This is a genomic window from Flagellimonas amoyensis (assembly GCF_003058265.1).
GTDB lineage: Bacteria > Bacteroidota > Bacteroidia > Flavobacteriales > Flavobacteriaceae > Flagellimonas > Flagellimonas amoyensis.
Window position 1 is genome coordinate 24,195 of the sequence record NZ_QBUK01000005.1, and the last position, 17,437, is coordinate 41,631.

General features: G+C 47.3%; 16 protein-coding genes. 12 read left to right on the forward strand and 4 right to left on the reverse strand.

Features of this window, described 5'->3' with window-relative positions; translation table 11 throughout:
- Positions 1-93: 93 nt before the first annotated feature.
- Positions 94-2,562, forward strand: coding sequence for a ribonucleoside-diphosphate reductase subunit alpha (locus DB398_RS08040; RefSeq protein ID WP_108423883.1), 2,469 nt, complete (start codon positions 94-96; stop codon positions 2,560-2,562).
- 169 nt (positions 2,563-2,731) lie between these two features.
- Here the strand turns inward: DB398_RS08040 and DB398_RS08045 are convergent, their stop codons facing one another.
- Complete coding sequence (locus DB398_RS08045; RefSeq protein ID WP_108423884.1) at positions 2,732-3,385, reverse strand: gluconate 2-dehydrogenase subunit 3 family protein; 654 nt, start codon at positions 3,383-3,385, stop codon at positions 2,732-2,734.
- Positions 3,385-5,103: a GMC oxidoreductase gene (locus DB398_RS08050; protein ID WP_108423885.1), complete on the reverse strand. Its 1,719-nt coding sequence runs from the start codon at positions 5,101-5,103 to the stop codon at positions 3,385-3,387. The genes DB398_RS08045 and DB398_RS08050 overlap by 1 nt, the downstream gene beginning before the upstream one ends.
- A 135-nt stretch (positions 5,104-5,238) precedes the next feature.
- Between DB398_RS08050 and DB398_RS08055 the strand changes: the two genes are divergently transcribed.
- Genes DB398_RS08055 through DB398_RS08075 form a run of 5 tightly spaced genes read left to right on the forward strand, consistent with a single transcriptional unit; the run spans position 5,239 to position 10,395 of the window.
- A complete protein-coding gene (locus DB398_RS08055) occupies positions 5,239-6,246 on the forward strand; it encodes a sugar phosphate isomerase/epimerase family protein (protein WP_108423886.1) in 1,008 nt (335 codons plus the stop codon).
- Positions 6,247-6,257: 11 nt separating this feature from the next.
- Complete coding sequence (locus tag DB398_RS08060; RefSeq protein WP_108423887.1) at positions 6,258-6,701, forward strand: DinB family protein; 444 nt, start codon at positions 6,258-6,260, stop codon at positions 6,699-6,701.
- Between the two features lie 20 nt (positions 6,702-6,721).
- Positions 6,722-7,948: a nucleoside permease gene (locus DB398_RS08065; protein WP_108423888.1), complete on the forward strand. Its 1,227-nt coding sequence runs from the start codon at positions 6,722-6,724 to the stop codon at positions 7,946-7,948.
- Between the two features lie 50 nt (positions 7,949-7,998).
- On the forward strand, positions 7,999-9,237 hold the full coding sequence (locus DB398_RS08070; RefSeq protein WP_108423889.1) for an MFS transporter: 1,239 nt from the start codon (positions 7,999-8,001) through the stop codon (positions 9,235-9,237).
- Positions 9,238-9,258: 21 nt separating this feature from the next.
- Positions 9,259-10,395, forward strand: a complete 1,137-nt coding sequence (locus tag DB398_RS08075) for a Gfo/Idh/MocA family protein (RefSeq protein WP_108423890.1) — start codon at positions 9,259-9,261, stop codon at positions 10,393-10,395.
- 45 nt (positions 10,396-10,440) lie between these two features.
- On the opposite strand, the gene DB398_RS08080 is transcribed toward DB398_RS08075, so the two are convergent.
- Together DB398_RS08080 and DB398_RS08085 are read right to left on the reverse strand one after the other, a co-directional pair.
- Positions 10,441-10,905: an ASCH domain-containing protein gene (locus tag DB398_RS08080; protein WP_108423891.1), complete on the reverse strand. Its 465-nt coding sequence runs from the start codon at positions 10,903-10,905 to the stop codon at positions 10,441-10,443.
- Positions 10,906-10,914: 9 nt separating this feature from the next.
- Complete coding sequence (locus DB398_RS08085; protein ID WP_108423892.1) at positions 10,915-12,618, reverse strand: GMC oxidoreductase; 1,704 nt, start codon at positions 12,616-12,618, stop codon at positions 10,915-10,917.
- Between the two features lie 142 nt (positions 12,619-12,760).
- Between DB398_RS08085 and DB398_RS08090 the strand changes: the two genes are divergently transcribed.
- The 6 genes from DB398_RS08090 to nadD all read left to right on the forward strand — a co-directional run bounded on the left by DB398_RS08090 (position 12,761) and on the right by nadD (position 17,434).
- Complete coding sequence (locus DB398_RS08090) at positions 12,761-13,813, forward strand: sugar phosphate isomerase/epimerase family protein (RefSeq protein ID WP_108423893.1); 1,053 nt, start codon at positions 12,761-12,763, stop codon at positions 13,811-13,813.
- Complete coding sequence (locus DB398_RS08095; protein WP_108423894.1) at positions 13,810-14,547, forward strand: 3-keto-disaccharide hydrolase; 738 nt, start codon at positions 13,810-13,812, stop codon at positions 14,545-14,547. The genes DB398_RS08090 and DB398_RS08095 overlap by 4 nt, the downstream gene beginning before the upstream one ends.
- A 43-nt stretch (positions 14,548-14,590) precedes the next feature.
- Positions 14,591-15,301: a 3-keto-disaccharide hydrolase gene (locus DB398_RS08100; RefSeq protein ID WP_234416174.1), complete on the forward strand. Its 711-nt coding sequence runs from the start codon at positions 14,591-14,593 to the stop codon at positions 15,299-15,301.
- Between the two features lie 92 nt (positions 15,302-15,393).
- On the forward strand, positions 15,394-16,251 hold the full coding sequence (locus DB398_RS08105; RefSeq protein ID WP_108423896.1) for a YicC/YloC family endoribonuclease: 858 nt from the start codon (positions 15,394-15,396) through the stop codon (positions 16,249-16,251).
- Entirely contained in the window at positions 16,248-16,847 is a 600-nt protein-coding gene (gene gmk / locus DB398_RS08110; RefSeq protein ID WP_108423897.1) for a guanylate kinase, read from the forward strand. Before DB398_RS08105 ends, gmk begins: the two co-directional genes overlap by 4 nt.
- Before the next feature lie 2 nt (positions 16,848-16,849).
- Positions 16,850-17,434: a nicotinate (nicotinamide) nucleotide adenylyltransferase gene (nadD, locus tag DB398_RS08115; RefSeq protein ID WP_108423898.1), complete on the forward strand. Its 585-nt coding sequence runs from the start codon at positions 16,850-16,852 to the stop codon at positions 17,432-17,434.
- Positions 17,435-17,437: the final 3 nt, after the last annotated feature.

A 17,437-nucleotide genomic window follows, 5' to 3' on the forward strand; every position in this document is an offset into this window, starting at 1 on the left:
TTGAGGGTCTTATAGGCCTTAACCTAAAAATGTTAATTTTTTTAACAGGGCTGTGGAAGAACCAACAGTATCAACAAAAATATTCGTAGCGACATGTATGTAGTAAAAAGAGACGGTAGAAAAGAGCCGATAATGTTCGATAAGATCACGGCCAGGGTCAGAAAACTTTGTTATGGACTCAACAATCTGGTAGATCCCGTAAAAGTGGCCATGAGGGTCATCGAGGGACTGTATGATGGTGTCACCACCTCCGAGCTGGACAACCTGGCGGCGGAAATAGCGGCGACCATGACCACCACGCATCCGGATTATGCAAAACTGGCTGCGCGGATATCCGTTTCCAACCTGCACAAAAACACCAAAAAGTCCTTCTCCGAGACCATGAAGGACCTCTACGAATATGTCAACCCCAGAACCGGAAAAAAGGCGCCCCTGCTTTCCGATGAAGTGTATCAGGTGATTGCCGAACATGCGGAACAGTTGGACTCCACCATTATCTATAACCGTGACTTTGGCTATGACTATTTTGGGTTCAAGACCTTGGAACGTTCCTACCTGTTAAAAATCAATGGAAAGATAGCGGAACGCCCCCAACAGATGCTCATGAGGGTTGCTGTGGGAATCCATTTGGACGATATGGATGCCGTGGTGGAAACCTACGAGCTGATGTCCAAAAAGTATTTCACCCATGCCACGCCCACCCTGTTCAATTCTGGGACCCCAAAACCTCAGATGTCCTCTTGCTTCCTTTTGGCGATGAAGGACGATAGCATTGACGGGATCTATGACACCTTGAAACAAACGGCAAAGATTTCACAGTCTGCAGGAGGAATTGGCCTTTCCATCCACAATATCAGGGCTACGGGATCATACATCGCAGGGACCAATGGAACCTCCAATGGGATTGTGCCCATGCTCCGTGTGTACAACGACACGGCTCGCTATGTGGACCAAGGCGGCGGAAAACGGAAAGGGAGCTTCGCTATTTATGTGGAGCCTTGGCATGCCGATATTTTCGACTTTTTGGAGCTTAAAAAGAACCACGGTAAAGAAGAGATGCGGGCACGCGATCTGTTCTATGCCATGTGGATTCCCGATCTGTTCATGAAGCGAGTGGAGGCCGACGGGGAGTGGACCTTGATGTGTCCCAACGAATGCCCTGGGCTTTTCAGTACCCACAGCGAAGAATTTGAGGCACTCTACACCAAATATGAGGCCGAAGGAAAAGGCCGCAAAAAGATAAGGGCGAGGGACCTTTGGGAGAAGATATTGGAATCCCAAATAGAGACAGGCACCCCCTATATGCTCTACAAGGATGCAGCGAACAGGAAGAGCAACCAGAAAAATTTGGGGACCATACGTTCCTCCAACCTCTGCACGGAGATTTTGGAATATACCTCACCTGATGAAGTTGCGGTATGCAACTTGGCATCCATAGCATTGCCCATGTTCGTGAAAAATGGTGAGTTTGACCATAAGGAACTCTTTAAGGTCACCAAGCGCGTCACCAGAAACCTGAACAAGGTCATTGATAGGAACTTCTACCCAGTGGAGGAAGCCAGAAACTCCAACATGAGGCACAGACCCATAGGGTTGGGTGTGCAGGGCTTGGCAGATGCCTTCATCATGTTGCGGATGCCCTTTACCAGCGACGAGGCCAAAAAACTGAACCAAGAGATTTTTGAGACACTGTACTTTGCCGCGGTAAGCGCTTCCATGGAAATGGCCCAGGAAGAAGGAGCCTATTCCACATACAAAGGTTCCCCAATGTCCAAGGGCGAGTTTCAGTTCAACCTATGGGGTATCAAGGATGAGGAACTGTCCGGCCGATGGGATTGGGACAAACTTAGAAAGGAAGTGCTACAGTATGGTGTCAGGAACTCCTTGTTGGTGGCTCCGATGCCCACAGCGTCCACATCGCAGATATTGGGCAACAATGAGTGCTTTGAACCCTATACCTCCAACATATACACCCGTAGGGTACTTTCCGGGGAGTTCATTGTGGTGAACAAGCACTTATTGGAAGATTTGGTGAAGCTCGGCCTATGGAACGAGAATCTAAAGCAAGAGCTCATGAGGGCCAATGGTTCCGTTCAGGGCATAGATGCCATCCCAGAGGATATCAAGGAGCTGTACAAGACCGTTTGGGAGCTCAGCATGAAGGACATCATCGATATGAGCAGACAACGCGGTTATTTCATTGATCAAAGCCAATCGCTGAACCTGTTCATGGAGAACGCCAATTACGCCAAGCTTACCTCGATGCATTTCTATGCTTGGAAGAGCGGCCTGAAAACGGGGATGTACTACCTCCGTACCAAAGCAGCGGTGGATGCCATCAAGTTTACGTTGGACAATACCAAGAAGCAAGAAGTCCCCGTTGAGGTAGAGGCAGAAGCAGCGTCGGCAGCAGTGGCGCAAGAGATCACTGTGGAGGCTATTTCTGCAGAGCAGCAGCAAGAAGTGGACATACAGCCCATGACCCCTGAAGAAATGAGGGAAATGATTGCACGGGCCAAGGAAGGCCAGGCAGACGACGACTGCCTCATGTGCGGTTCATAACATAGTCGGCACTGGACTTTATCAGTGCATGTGATAGTGTTTATTGACCAAATGCCCCGGAACGTTCACCCCACTTGGGACAATTCCGGGGTATTTTTTTGAACAGATTCGGACACAAAAAAACCTCCAATTTTATTGGAGGTTTTTATATCTCAAAAAGAGATTGAACTTATAAGGACCAGGCTTTTCCACCGGTCAGCGTGTTGACATCTTCACAGGCGATGTACTCTCCTGGTATAGGCAAATAGGCCAAGACCTCTTCGCCTACATATTCGGATGATTTGTAGGCCCAAGTGCCCAGATCTCTCAGATCGTTGGCAAAGGAGAAGCGGGAAATATCATCGTCCAGAGTGGCCTGGCCTCCCTGCATGATGGCTTCCATGTAGCTGTTGATGGCTTCAAAATGCGCTATCTCTTCCTCGTCCGAACGCTTCTTGAGGTATGTTTGAAGAGCAGGCTCAATGTCCGCGGCTTCAATGTCCATCAAGGTCTCCTTGCCAGAATCTGCCAAGACTTTGTCGTAGAATTTGTTCATCTTCATCAGAACAAAATCCCTTTGCTCCAAGGGCATTACCTCATCCAAGTATTTGTCGATGAAAACGTGTACGTTCATTTCTGTTGCGGATGGGGTATCTGTTTTCGGAAGAATCACGTCCAGTGTCTGGGCGAGTGCATATCCTTTTTCTTTGTCCAGAAAACTTGGTACCCACTCGGCATAGGCCGGTTTGTCCTTGCAGCTCTGGAGCAGTCCCAAAAGGGTCGGTGTGGCCACGGCATAACCAAAGGCCAATCCCATATTCTTAAGTGCAGATCTTCTTTCCATTATATGTTTCCTTTTTTGAGTTCTTGGGCGGCATGGTTCGCGGCCCTTGCTGTAAATGCCATATAGGTCAAAGAGGGGTTCACGCAACTTGCAGAGGCCATAAAGGCCCCATCGGTCACATAAACGTTCTTACAGGCGTGGACTTGGTTGTATCCGTTCACCACAGAGGTCTTTGGATCAAGGCCCATTCGGGCAGTACCCATTTCGTGGATACCCAATCCAAGGGCATAAGGGTTGTCATAGGGCGTGATGTCCTTGGCACCGGCCTTTTCAAGCATCTGTACCGCTTGGTCCTGCATGTCCTTGCGCATGTTCAGCTCGTTCTGTCTGATTTCCGCATCGAAGGTAACCGTGGGTAGTCCCCATTTGTCCTTTTTGTCGTAATCCAAGATCATTCTGTTGTCTTCATACGGAAGGATTTCCCCGAAGGCCAACATGTTCATCGTCCATCCACCGGGTGTCAGGATCGCATCCTTGTAGCCTTTTCCGAAGGAGGCCTCAGCGACCAATTCCTCATAATTGCCCCGACTGGCTCCACCTTGGTAGCCATAGCCACGGGTAAAGTCCTTCATGTCGGAATCCCCACCAAGGTTCCGGAACCTTGGGATATAGGTTCCGTTGGGCTTTCGTCCCTTATAGTATTTGTCATCAAAACCTTCAAACTTGCCACTGGCACCAACCAAGAAATGGTGGTCCATGACGTTTCGGCCCAATTGGTCGGAGTCGTTCCCCAATCCGTTAGGGAACCTGTCCGATTTGGATTGCATCAAAATGGAAGTGGTGGCAATTGCCGAGGCACAAAGGAAAATGACCTTGGCCTTGAACTCGAACACTTCTTTGGTTTCCCTATCGATCACCTTGACACCGGTCGCTTTTTTGGTATTGGGATCATAAATGATCTCGTGCACGATGGAATCCGGTCTAAGGGTCATGTTCCCGGTCCTTTCCGCAGCGGGCAATGTGGATGACACACTGCTGAAATAGGCCCCAAATGGACACCCTCTCACACAACGGTTACGGAATTGGCAACGTACCCTTCCGTCTCCTTCGAATTTTTTATCACTGTTGATGTGGGCCACCCTTCCAGCGGTGATCACACGGCCGTTGAAGTGCTCGGCCACTTTTCCTTTTACGTGTTCTTCCACACAGTTGAGCTCCATCATGGGCTCAAATTGCCCATCAGGCAGTTGGGGAAGGCCCAGGCTTTCGCCCGATACACCGATATAACTTTCAACCTTATCGTACCAAGGGGCAATGTCCTTGTAGCGCACGGGCCAATCCACGGCAATGCCTTCGTTCTTATTGGCGGCAAAATCGATGTCGCTCCAGCGGTAACTGTGACGGCCCCACATAATGGAACGGCCACCCACATGGTAGCCCCTCATCCAGTCAAAACGCTTTACCTCATTGTAAGGATGTTCCAGATCGTTCACGAACCAATGTTTGGATTCGGCCCTTACAGTATATCCGGTTCTGGCCTGCTTTTCTTGTTGCTTTAGTTCCTCCCTGGTGGGTTGTCCCGCATTTGGAAAATCCCAAGGGTCTAGGTTGGCTGTGGGGTAATCCTCACGGTGTTTCACCATTGGACCACGTTCCAAGACCAAGGTCTTGAGCCCATTTTCGCATAGTTCCTTGGCAGCCCAACCACCACTGATGCCCGTTCCTACCACGATGGCATCATAGGATTCTTGCTCTTGGTTGTAATAAAATTTACTCATTTATTCGGATTGTTTATTTGCTAAATGTATCAATTATTAAATTAATTTTCTACATTTAATCCCTATGTTTATTGAGAATTCACTACTATAACGTTGTAGTTTTTGGATTCTACATCAAATTTTCAACTTAAAAATATGAACAGGAGTAGTTTAGCCCAAAAAGGTATTTTATCGGTATTTGCAGTTGTATTGTTCGGGATTATTTCCTGCAAACAGAATCCAAAAAAGGAAGTTACCGAAGTAGAGACGGCCCAAGAGATGACCGTTGAGCAAACCGAATCGGACATCAAACTTTCGTTGGCCCAGTGGTCCATGCACAAAATGATATTGGAAGAAGGGATGGACCCTTACACCTTTGCCGAGAAGGCCAAAGGATGGGGTTTTGAAGGTCTGGAATATGTGAGCGGACTTTATTACAAGGAACTCCAGGCGGCCAATTTCTCTGAAGAGGCCATGAACAACTGGGTGGAAAAGAGCAAGGCGGAAAGTGAGAAGCACGGTATGAAAAACCTGCTCATCATGGTGGACGGTCAGGGCGACTTGGCGGCCACTGATGCAAAGGAGAGGAAAGCGGCCGTGGAGAACCATTACAAGTGGGTAGATGCCGCTGCTGCATTGGGATGCCATTCCATCCGTGTCAACCTGAACGGAACACAGGATCCTGAACCATGGGTGCCCGCATCGGTGGACGGACTTACCCAATTGGCCACCTATGCCAAGGACAAGAACATCAACATCATTGTGGAGAACCATGGTGGACCTTCCTCAAATGCAGCCTTGTTGGTCGAGGTGATGAAAAAAGTGGGAATGGACAATTGCGGCACACTACCCGACTTTGGAAATTTCTGTATCAAAAGAGAGGCAGGCGACTACTATGAGTCCAAATGCCTTGAGGAATATGACAGATATAAAGGAGTTGAAGAGTTGATGCCCTACGCCAAGGCCGTAAGTGCCAAATCCTACAGTTTTGATGCCGAAGGCAACGAGACCCGTGTGGATTATGAAAAAATAATGGGCATTGTGGAAGAAGCGGGCTATTCAGGCTTTGTGGGTGTTGAATATGAAGGAAGCGAGCTCAGCGAAGAGGAAGGTATTTTGGCCACTAAAAAGTTATTGGAAAAAGTGCTTAATTTACCCGAATAATTCTAGGGCCCATGAAGGGATTTTTACAACAGCTCTTCGATTACAATTTCCATTGTAACAAAAAAATCATTCAACAGTGTGGCAGTCTGGATACAGTCCCTGACAATTGCCAAAGGCTTTTCAGCCATATTTTGAACGCCCATCATATCTGGAACCACAGATTGTTGGGCAAGCCCAGTGAGTTTGGGGTGTGGGATGCACAACCTTTTGAAAAGTGGGAAGAGGTCCATTATGAAAACCAGCGCACCTCTTTTGAAATTGTGACCAACACCGACGATTTTATGAAACGGGTGGAATATGAGAATAGCCAAGGCAGGACCTTTTCCAATGAGGTCAAGGATATGCTTTTCCATATCATCAATCATTCCACGCACCATAGGGGCCAGATCATGATGGAACTGCGTGCCTCTGGAACAGTGCCAGAACCGTTGGATTACGTACATTACAAACGATGATTACCTACTAAATATCTAGCATGAACAGTAAAACCAAATTCCAACTTTCCTTTATGATGTTCCTCGAATTTTTTATTTGGGGAGGTTGGTTCGTGTCCTTGGGCACATTTTTAGGAAACAATTTGCAAGCAACGGACGCACAGCTTGCCATGGCTTTTTCCACACAATCCTGGGGTGCCATCATAGCCCCGTTCATCATTGGTCTGATTGCGGACCGCTATTTTAACGCAGAACGGATTTTAGGGGTCTTGCACCTCATGGGTGCCGTATTGATGTACCTGATGTATCAAAGTACCGATTTTGCCACCTTCTATCCGTATGTCCTGATTTATATGATTCTGTACATGCCCACACTGGCCTTGGTGAACTCGGTCTCTTTCAACCAAATGTCGGATCCGGCCAAACAATTTTCATTTGTACGGGTTTTTGGTACCATCGGATGGATCGTTGCCGGGCTTTTGATCAGTTATGTTTTTTTCTGGGATTCGCCCGAAGGTAGGGAGGCAGGTCTGTTGAAGAACACCTTTTTAATGACGGGAATCGCTTCGGCACTTTTGGGCCTTTTTAGCTTCACACTGCCAAAGACTCCACCAAAAGTAAATCGAAATGAAAAAGTGGACATTTCTGAGATATTGGGCTTGGATGCCCTGAAACTTTTGAAGGACAAAAACTTCCTTCTGTTCTTTATATCTTCAGTATTGATATGCATTCCTCTGGCATTTTATTACCAAAACGCAAACCCGTTCCTTGCCGAGATCGGCGTGGAAAACCCAACGGGGCTGATGACCATTGGGCAGGGTTCAGAGGTGTTGTTCATGTTGTTGCTCCCTTATTTCTTCAAGAAATTTGGATTCAAGAAAACCATATTGGCAGGGATGCTGGCCTGGACCGTGAGATATTTGCTTTTTGCATATGGGGATACAGGAGAACTTTTGTTCATGCTTATCATTGGGATCGCGCTCCACGGAATCTGTTATGACTTCTTCTTTGTTTCAGGACAGATCTACACCGATTCAAAAGCAGGAGAGAAATATAAAAGTTCTGCACAGGGACTGATTACCTTGGCCACCTATGGTGTAGGTATGCTTATTGGGTTCTGGGTCGCTGGAAAAATAGCAGATTATTTTAAAATAGAAGGTGTGCACGAATGGCAGAATATATGGATGTACCCAGCGGGCTTTGCCTTACTGGTGGCCATATTGTTCGTACTGTTCTTCAAAAATGAAGAAGTAGCCTATAAATCATAAAAGCAAACGACCATATATAAGTAGGGACACATAAATAACAAAAGCAAACCATGAAAAACGTAAATAAGAACCAGCTATTTTTGGCGGCCTGCATATCCTTGGTCGTCACTTCCATGACCTTTGCCATCAGGGCAGGGATATTGACCCAATTGGGACTGGAATTCGGGATTTCCAACCAACAACTGGGCTGGATAAACAGTATGGCCTTTTTAGGCTTTCCTCTAGCGATGATTCTTGGAGGGCTGCTTTATAACAAAGTAGGGGCGCGAAAACTTATGGTGGCCGCTTTTGTCTGCCACCTGCTTGGATTGGTGCTTACCATAATGGCAGGAGGTTTCTGGACCTTGATCATCTCCACATTCTTTATTGGCTTTGCCAACGGATCTGTTGAGGCGGCCTGTAACCCTATGATTGCGGATATGTACACCAAAAACCGTACAGCAATGCTCAATAAATTCCATGTTTGGTTTCCTGGAGGTATTGTGATAGGTTCTTTGATCTCAAAGTTCATGACCGATTTTGGAATGGGATGGCAGTTGCAGATTGGGGTGATGCTGATACCAACCCTGATTTATGGCTACATGTTCTTCAAGCAAGAATTTCCAGAAAGCGAGCATATCGAAACGGATACGGCCAAGAACATCAAATCACTTGCCGATCCCTTGTTCATTTTCATTTTGGCATGCATGACCCTTACCGCCATTTCAGAATTTGGGCCACAACAATGGGTAGAACGTATTTTGGGGAACTCTGGGGCCAGTCCAATGCTTGTTTTGGCCATGGTAACGGGAATCATGGCAATAGGGAGGTACTTTGCTGGTCCAATTGTGCACAGGTTGAATCCAATAGGCGTACTTTTGTTGTCCGCGATCATAACCACCGCAGCCGTGTATAGCATGAGCATCGCCGAAGGGTCCATGATCTATTTGGCAGCTGTTCTTTTTGCCTTGGGCGTTTGTTACTTCTGGCCGACCATGATCGGTTTCACCTCGGAATACCTCCCCAAGACCGGGGCATTGGGAATGTCCTTGGTGGGAGGGGCCGGAATGTTTGCTACCTCGATCTGGCAACCTGTCATAGGTACATGGTTGGATGACGCCAAGGAAGCTGCAGTTGCCTCAGGGATAACGGAACAAGTTGCTGAGCTTACTGCAGGCAAGGCCACCTTAGGAAAGATGATGTTTTTCCCCTTGGCTGTTGCCGTCTTGTTCGCATTATTGTTCTTGTTCCGAAAGAAACTCGAGGAAAGAAGAGTGCCACAAGGCCATGTTTCAGAGGAAATTGTTTAATTAAATAGTAAAAAATAGAAAATGCCAAAAAAAATAAGACTTGGAATTCTTGGAGGAGGCGGTGATTCCCTCATCGGGGTGTTGCACAGAGTGGCCTCTTTCATTAATGACAACTATGAAATCGTAGGAGCGGTATTCAATCCAGACTACGAGCAAAGTTTAGATTTCGCAAAGGAAATAGATATCCCTACCAACCGTATCTACAAGGATTTTGATACGTTGATCGAAGAGGAAATGAAATTGCCCGAGGACGAACGCATACAAGTATGTTCCATCCTTACGCCCAATTTCCTGCATTTTCCAATGGCCAAGAAGCTCTTGGAAAACGGGTTCCATGTCATCTGTGAAAAGCCGATGACCACAACCTATGATGAGGCCAAGATTTTGCAGGACACCTTGGAAAAAGCGGGTACCGTTTTTGCCGTGACACATACCTACACAGGCTATCCCATGGTCCGCCAGATGCGGGAGATGATCAAAGATGGTGTGATAGGGAAAGTCCACAAAGTGGATGCACAATACTACCAAGGCTGGATGAACCCCATAATCCACGACAAGGAAAAGCGTGGAACGGTTTGGAGACTCGACCCCAAAAAGGCGGGCATCAGTTCCTGTATGGGGGATATAGGCGTGCATGCCTTCAACATGATCGAATTTACCACAGGATTGCAAATACAGTCGCTTTTATGCGATTTCAACTACCTCTACGATGACAATGTGATGGACATGGACGGAACCGTGCTCATCCGAATGGGCAAGAACGTAAAGGGCGTCATTAGGGCGAGCCAAGTGGCCACTGGTGAGGAAAACAATATTACCATTGCCATCTATGGTCAAAAAGGAGGGTTGAAATGGGAACAGGAAAACCCAAATTACCTCTACAAGTTGAACGACCCCGAACCATTGCAGGTCTACAAACCGGGCCATGCATACAATTCCGAACTATCGCTGGACGGAACCAAACTGCCCCCCGGACATCCGGAAGGTATTTTTGATGCCATGGCCAATATCTATTTGGGTGTGGCAAGGGCCATCCGTGGAGAGCAATACAATAGTGGGGAATTCCCCACCTTGTTGGACGGCGTGCGCGGTCTCAATTTTATTGAGAATACCGTGGCCTCCCACAAACAGGGAAATATTTGGGTGGATATGGATTGATGTTTGCCCTAAAACATTGAAAATAATGTCCGCTTTTGGCGGACATTATTTTTTATATAACATTTCAAACGTTTCAAAGACCACGATCATACTTTCCGTAGGTTGGGTGCCAAATTTGGCAAGCTCTCGGGTGTAAAAGTCCCAATGGACCTTTTTCCAATGGGCGAGGCTCTTGTCTCCTTCACCTTCAATACGGGCATGTTCTTCTCGAATGGCAAAATAGGGGACCAACTTCACCGAGGTGGTCCGAATGACACATTTGGCAGTTCCTTTCCAGTCCGTGACCACATAAAAGTCACCTATTTTGGGCAATTTTTCGTTCCGTAGCTGGATTCCCTTCAAAGAAGGGGAAGTGGCCCTCTTGATTTCCTTGCAGACAAGGTCGGCACAGGTATCGGCATCCTTTTCATTGTCACCGAAATAAATGACTTTGGGGGCATCTTCGGAGGCAAATTCCAAATGGGCATCCAAAAAATCGCCCCAAAGATTTCGGGCAGAGGCATTTTCCATAAGCAGGGTTTAAGAAAATTTATGTTGTTTGAATTGTTGTGCGGCATGGTTTGCGGCCCTTGCAGTAAAGGCCATATAGGTCAACGATGGGTTTACACAGTTGGCCGAGGTCATGAATGCCCCGTCGGTAACATATACGTTGGGAACATCATGCAATTGGTTATGTTTGTTCAGGATGGATGTTTTTGGGTCGTGTCCCATTCTTGCCCCTCCCATTTCGTGAATGCCAAGACCGGGACCTGTTTCCCTATCGTAGGCGGTGACGTTCCTAAAGCCAGCGGCTTTAAGCATGGCAGTGGCTTCTTCCTTAATGGCCTCCCTCATTTTATATTCATTCTCCTTGAATTCCACATCAAAGTCCAATTGGGGCAATCCCCATTGGTCTTTTTTGTCCTGGCTCAGGGTCACGCGATTGTCGTGGTATGGGAGCATTTCACCAAAACCGGTCATCCCGATTTCCCATCCTCCCGGTTCTAAAATGGCTTCTTTGAGATTGGCACCATAACCCAGTTCGGCCACAGTTTCGGCCCAATTGCCCCTACTGGCACTGCCTTGGTAGCCAAAACCACGTAGAAAATCCTTTTGTTTGGTTTTTTCATCAAGGTTGACAAACCGAGGGATATAGAACCCATTGGGCCTTCTTCCCTTGTAATAGTTGTCCAAATGGCCATCTACCTTGGCAGAAGCACCCAATTGGTAGTGATGGTCCATGATGTTCCGACCGAGCTGGTCATGGTTATTGCCCATGCCGTTGGGGAACACCTTCGATTTGGATTGCAATAAAATGCCCACAGAGGCCATGGCCGAGGCACAGAGAAAAACAATTTTTGCCTTGAACTCTATTTTTTCATGGGTTTCGGCATCCACGATCTTTACCCCGGTGGCCCTTTTTTGATTTTCATCATACACCACCTCATACACAATGGAATTGGGGCGCAGGGTCAGATTTCCGGTGCGCTCTGCAGCGGGCAGGGTAGAGGAATTACTGCTGAAATATCCTCCGAACGGACATCCTCTCCAACACCGGTTTCTGTATTGGCAAGGACCCCGGCCTTCAATATTGGGTTCTTTATCAGTAATGTGGGCCACCCGGCCAATGGTCAAGAGCCGATCATCATCGAATTTTGAGCCCAAGGTTTGTTGCAGCTCTTTTTCCACACAGTTCAGTTCCATGGCAGGCTGAAATTGTCCATCGGGCAACTGTTTCAGGCCCAATTTTTCGCCGCTTATCCCAATGTAGGTTTCCACTTTATCGTACCAAGGGGCTATGTCTTCATAACGTACCGGCCAATCTACGGCAATGCCCTCATTTTTATTGGCTTCAAAATCAATATCGCTCCATCGGTAGCTTTGTCGGCCCCAGGTCAGGGAGCGTCCACCCACTTGGTATCCCCTGATCCAATCGAACCTTTTGGTTTCTTGGTAGGGATGTTCCAGGTCGTTCACAAAAAAATGCTTTACATCGTCTCGGGGAGCCCAACCAACGCGTAATTGTTTATGGTACTTTTCTTGGTCCTCCCGGCTCAGGTTTCCCTTATAGGGAAAATCCCATGTGTCCTTGTTCATGGTCTTGTAGTCCTCCACATGTTTTACCATCGGACCACGTTCCAGTACCAAGGTCGTAAGACCATTTTCACACAGTTCCTTGGCGGCCCAGCCCCCACTTATACCTGTGCCAACAACAATAGCATCATAAACTTTGTTTTCGTACACCTTAGTATTGTTTTAATTGTTATTGAATCCCTATATTTATGTTTTACTTCATGAGATGTAAAATTAACACAGTTTTTTTCTTAAATATAGAAGATAAATCCCAAATGGATGCGGATTTATAAATTCTTAAAATCAATTTTAAATGAAGACAATCAAAGGACCGGCTGTATTCTTAGCGCAATTTGTGGACAGTCAACCTCCGTTCAACTCCTTGGACGGACTTTGCAAATGGGCATCGAGTTTGGGGTACAAAGGTATCCAGATACCCACTTGGGTATCGTTCCTCATCGATTTGGACAAGGCAGCCGAAAGCCAGGATTATTGTGACGAACTGAAAGGAAAGGTCAATTCCTACGGATTGGAGATCACAGAGCTTTCCACCCACTTGCAAGGACAATTGGTAGCGGTGCATCCAGCCTATGACATCATGTTCGATAACTTTGCGCCCGATGCCCTTAAGGGCAAGCCCAAAGAGCGTACCCAGTGGGCCATTGAAACCGTAAAAAAAGCAGCTATCGCAAGCAGAAGGTTGGGTCTTAATGCACATGCCACTTTTTCAGGGGCATTGCTTTGGCACACGGCCCATCCTTGGCCACAACGCCCTGCCGGATTGGTGGAAATGGGTTTTGAGGAGCTTGCCAACAGATGGCTGCCCATCCTGAACCATTTTGATGAACAGGGAGTGGATGTCTGCTATGAGATCCATCCTGGGGAAGACCTACATGATGGGGACACCTTTGAACGCTTTTTGGCCGCAACGGGCAACCATAAGCGGGTGAACATTCTGTACGACCCAAGCCATTTTGTATTGCAGCAGTTGGACTATATTGCATACATAGATCATTACCATGAGTTCATCAAAGCATTCCATGTGAAGGATTCGGAATTTAATCCTACGGGCAAGAAAGGTGCCTTTGGAGGGTACAATGATTGGGGTGATAGGGCCGGTAGGTACCGTTCCTTGGGAGATGGCCAAATCGATTTTAAGACCATCTTCTCCAAACTCACCCAATACGGATGCGATGTTTGGGCCGTAATGGAATGGGAATGCTGTATCAAGAGCCCCGAACAGGGAGCTCGTGAGGGGGCCAAATTCATACAAGATCACATCATTGAGGCAACCACCAAAACCTTTGATGATTTTGCTGGAGCAGAAATAGATAAAAATCAACTAAAACGAATATTAGGATTATGAAAAAACCAATTGTTTTGGTCGCATTGGCCCTGACCTTTGCCTGCAAGGAAAAACCAAAGGAAGAAACCGCGGTAACGGAAGAAATCATTGAGGTAGTGGAAGAAACTGAATGGACCACACTATTTGACGGCACATCCTTTGAAGGATGGCACTTTTACAATGGAGGGGAAGTAGGTGCACCTTGGAAGATAGAGGATGGCAGCATGGTGCTCTATCCACCGGAAACAAGGCCCGAAGGATCCAATTACAATCTGGTCACGGACAAGGAATTCACCGATTTTGTGCTCACCTTGGAATGGAACATAGCCGAAGGAGGGAACAGCGGCATTTTCTGGGGGGTCAATGAAAGTGAAGAATATGGACAACCCTATGTGACCGGTCCTGAAATCCAAGTGCTGGATGATGAGAGGCACCCCGATGCCAAGAACGGTACCGATCGTTTGGCCGGCGCATTGTATGATATGGTATCCCCATCGGCAAATGTGGTCAAACCTGCGGGGGAATGGAATGCCGTTGAAGTCATGATCAACCACAAGACGAATGAAGGCTACATCATGCTCAATGGGACCAAGGTTGTTGAATTTCCTGTTGAAGGTGAAGGATGGGATGCATTGGTCGCCGATTCAAAGTTTGCGGATTGGGAAGCTTTTGGAGCTTTCAAAACAGGTAAAATAGGACTACAGGACCACGGCAATGTGGTGTCTTTTAGAAATATCAAGATCAAAGAACTATAGCATGTCAACATTCAGAAACATCTTCGTGGCCCTGGCCATACTGATGGGCCTATACGTGTCCGCCCAAGAAGTGGAACCTGCCAAACCAGAGGAAACCGAAAGCTATCAGCCCGTACCACCAAAGGTGGTGCCCGGCGAACAGGGCGCCCCTCCCAGTGATGCCATTGTGCTTTTTGACGGCACCAACTTGGACCAATGGATCAGTTCCGTGGATAGCACTGCGGCCAAATGGACCCTCAACAAGGACGGTAGCGTCACCGTGAAGAACAGGACAGGGGATATCCAGACTAAGCAGAATTTTGGCAGTGTCCAGCTCCATATCGAATGGAGATCACCTGCTGAGGTGCAGGGCAAGGGCCAGAGCAGGGGAAATAGTGGGGTGTTCCTTTCCAACCTCTACGAAGTGCAGGTTCTGGACAACAATGATAATGATACCTATGTGAACGGTCAGGTGGCGTCCATATACAAACAACATATCCCTCTGGCCATGGCTTCCGTGCCCACAGGCGAGTGGAATGTGTATGACATCATCTACCATGCCCCTGTTTTTGAAAAGGGACAAAAAGTGACCTCAGGGACATTGACGGTCATCCACAATGGTGTTTTGGTACAGGACCATGCCGAGATCAAGGGTACGACCCCCTATATTGGGTGGCCCAAAAACCCGCCACACGGCAAGGGTCCCATCAGGCTGCAAGACCATGGGGACAATAGCAGGGTGAGCTATAGAAACATTTGGTTGAGGGAGCTATAACAGTTCCATAGCCACTCCCATACCTAACATTTTCAGAAGGCAAAGAGGCCAAAAGCTATTTTGGTTACCTTTGGCAAAATTTTCATGTATATATGATCCAATCCATGACCGGCTTTGGGAAGCACATCGTGCAGCTCCCTTCAAAGAAGATTACCGTTGAGCTAAAATCGCTCAACAGCAAGAACTTGGACATCAATGCAAGGATCCCGCAAACCTATAGGGAAAAAGAACTGGAACTCCGAAAGATGATCGCCGACGTCCTGATCCGCGGAAAAGTGGACCTTGCCCTTTATGTGGAGATCACCGGGGAGGAGACCACTGCGGAAGTGAACCAGGGTATGGTAAAGAAATACATGGAACAGTTGGCGAACATTGCCAAAGGCGATGATATCAAACTATTGGAACTGGCATTGCGCATGCCGGATACCTTGAAGACCGAGAGGGACGATATCAATGAAGCGGAATACGAGGCCATAACAGGGGCCATGGAAGAGGCACTTTCCGAGATCGTTTCCTTTAGGAACGAAGAAGGAAAAGTGTTGGAGAAGGATTTTGACGAGCGCCTCGACAACCTGAACACCTTGTTGGCACAGATCAAGGTGATGGACCCGGAGCGACTGGCAACGGTAAGGGAGCGTTTGGAAAAGGCCGTGGCGGACCTCAAGGTGGAACTGGACGCCAACCGATTTGAGCAGGAACTCATCTATTACCTTGAAAAATACGACATCACCGAGGAAAAAGTACGCTTGGCCAACCACTTGGACTATTTCAAAACTACCTTGAAATCCCATGATTCCAATGGAAAAAAACTGGGGTTCATCGCACAGGAAATCGGTAGGGAGATCAATACCATTGGTTCCAAGGCCAACTATGCGCCCATGCAGCAATTGGTGGTGCAGATGAAGGACGAACTGGAAAAGATAAAGGAACAAATGCTCAACGTATTATGACAGAAGGAGGAAAACTCATCATTTTTTCGGCACCGTCCGGTAGTGGAAAGACCACTATTGTCCAACATTTGTTGAAACAACCCGAACTGAACTTGGCTTTTTCCGTATCCGCAACCTCAAGACCGCGAAGAGGGAAAGAAAAGCACGGTGTCAATTATTACTTCATGTCGGTGTCGGAATTTAAGCGACACATCAAGAACGAGGATTTTTTGGAGTGGGAGGAAGTGTACCGCGACAATTTCTATGGAACGCTGAAGAGTGAAGTGGAACGTCTATGGGCCGAAGGTAAAAATGTGATCTTTGATATTGATGTGGTAGGCGGCCTTCGGATCAAGAAGAAATTTCCGGAAGCAACATTGGCCGTTTTTGTGAAACCGCCCAGTGTGGACGAGTTGAAGATCAGACTGAAGAAAAGGAGTACCGAAAGCGACGACAAGATCAATATGCGGATTGCCAAAGCCTCTGTGGAACTGGCCACGGCCCCACAGTTTGATAAGATCATAAAGAATTACGATTTGGATGTGGCACTCAACGAGGCACACCAGCTGGTCGCCGAATATGTCGGTGCCAAGGTGCCCGGTCCAAAAGAAGAATAAGTATGAAAAAGGTAGGGCTCTTTTTTGGGACCTTCAACCCGATACATATAGGCCATTTGATCATAGCCAACCATTTGGTGGAGTTTTCGGACCTGGATGAGGTTTGGTTCGTCATTACCCCCCAAAGTCCGTTCAAGACCAAGCAATCGCTTTTGGAGGACCACCACAGGTACCAAATGGTGTACGAGGCCGTACAGGATTATGACAAGCTGAAACCGAGCAAGATCGAATTTGATCTGCCGCAGCCCAATTACACCATCAACACCTTGGTCCATTTGGGGGAAAAATATGGAGAGGGACATCAGTTTTCGCTCATCATGGGGGAGGACAACCTGAAAAGCCTCCACAAGTGGAAAAACTATGAGACCATTTTGGAACTCCATTTCATCTACGTGTATCCCAGAATTTCCGAAGGAACTGTGGACCATCAGTTTCAGGGAAACCCCAAGATCAAAAAAGTGGATGCCCCCATAGTGGAAATCTCATCTACCTTCATCCGTAAGGCCCATAAATTGGGAAAAAACATTAAACCATTGCTTCCTTCTGCCGTATGGAAATATATGGATGAAATGAATTTTTACAGATAGCAG

Bases quoted from the DNA above. Each gene is read 5' to 3' on its own strand.
- DB398_RS08040 (WP_108423883.1), top strand. From the start codon at position 94: ATGTATGTAGTAAAAAGAGACGGTAGAAAAGAGCCGATAATGTTCGAT.
- DB398_RS08045 (WP_108423884.1), bottom strand. From the start codon at position 3,385: ATGGAAAGAAGATCTGCACTTAAGAATATGGGATTGGCCTTTGGTTAT.
- DB398_RS08050 (WP_108423885.1), bottom strand. From the start codon at position 5,103: ATGAGTAAATTTTATTACAACCAAGAGCAAGAATCCTATGATGCCATC.
- DB398_RS08055 (WP_108423886.1), top strand. From the start codon at position 5,239: ATGAACAGGAGTAGTTTAGCCCAAAAAGGTATTTTATCGGTATTTGCA.
- DB398_RS08060 (WP_108423887.1), top strand. From the start codon at position 6,258: ATGAAGGGATTTTTACAACAGCTCTTCGATTACAATTTCCATTGTAAC.
- DB398_RS08065 (WP_108423888.1), top strand. From the start codon at position 6,722: ATGAACAGTAAAACCAAATTCCAACTTTCCTTTATGATGTTCCTCGAA.
- DB398_RS08070 (WP_108423889.1), top strand. From the start codon at position 7,999: ATGAAAAACGTAAATAAGAACCAGCTATTTTTGGCGGCCTGCATATCC.
- DB398_RS08075 (WP_108423890.1), top strand. From the start codon at position 9,259: ATGCCAAAAAAAATAAGACTTGGAATTCTTGGAGGAGGCGGTGATTCC.
- DB398_RS08080 (WP_108423891.1), bottom strand. From the start codon at position 10,905: ATGGAAAATGCCTCTGCCCGAAATCTTTGGGGCGATTTTTTGGATGCC.
- DB398_RS08090 (WP_108423893.1), top strand. From the start codon at position 12,761: ATGAAGACAATCAAAGGACCGGCTGTATTCTTAGCGCAATTTGTGGAC.
- DB398_RS08095 (WP_108423894.1), top strand. From the start codon at position 13,810: ATGAAAAAACCAATTGTTTTGGTCGCATTGGCCCTGACCTTTGCCTGC.
- DB398_RS08100 (WP_234416174.1), top strand. From the start codon at position 14,591: ATGGGCCTATACGTGTCCGCCCAAGAAGTGGAACCTGCCAAACCAGAG.
- DB398_RS08105 (WP_108423896.1), top strand. From the start codon at position 15,394: ATGATCCAATCCATGACCGGCTTTGGGAAGCACATCGTGCAGCTCCCT.
- gmk (WP_108423897.1), top strand. From the start codon at position 16,248: ATGACAGAAGGAGGAAAACTCATCATTTTTTCGGCACCGTCCGGTAGT.
- nadD (WP_108423898.1), top strand. From the start codon at position 16,850: ATGAAAAAGGTAGGGCTCTTTTTTGGGACCTTCAACCCGATACATATA.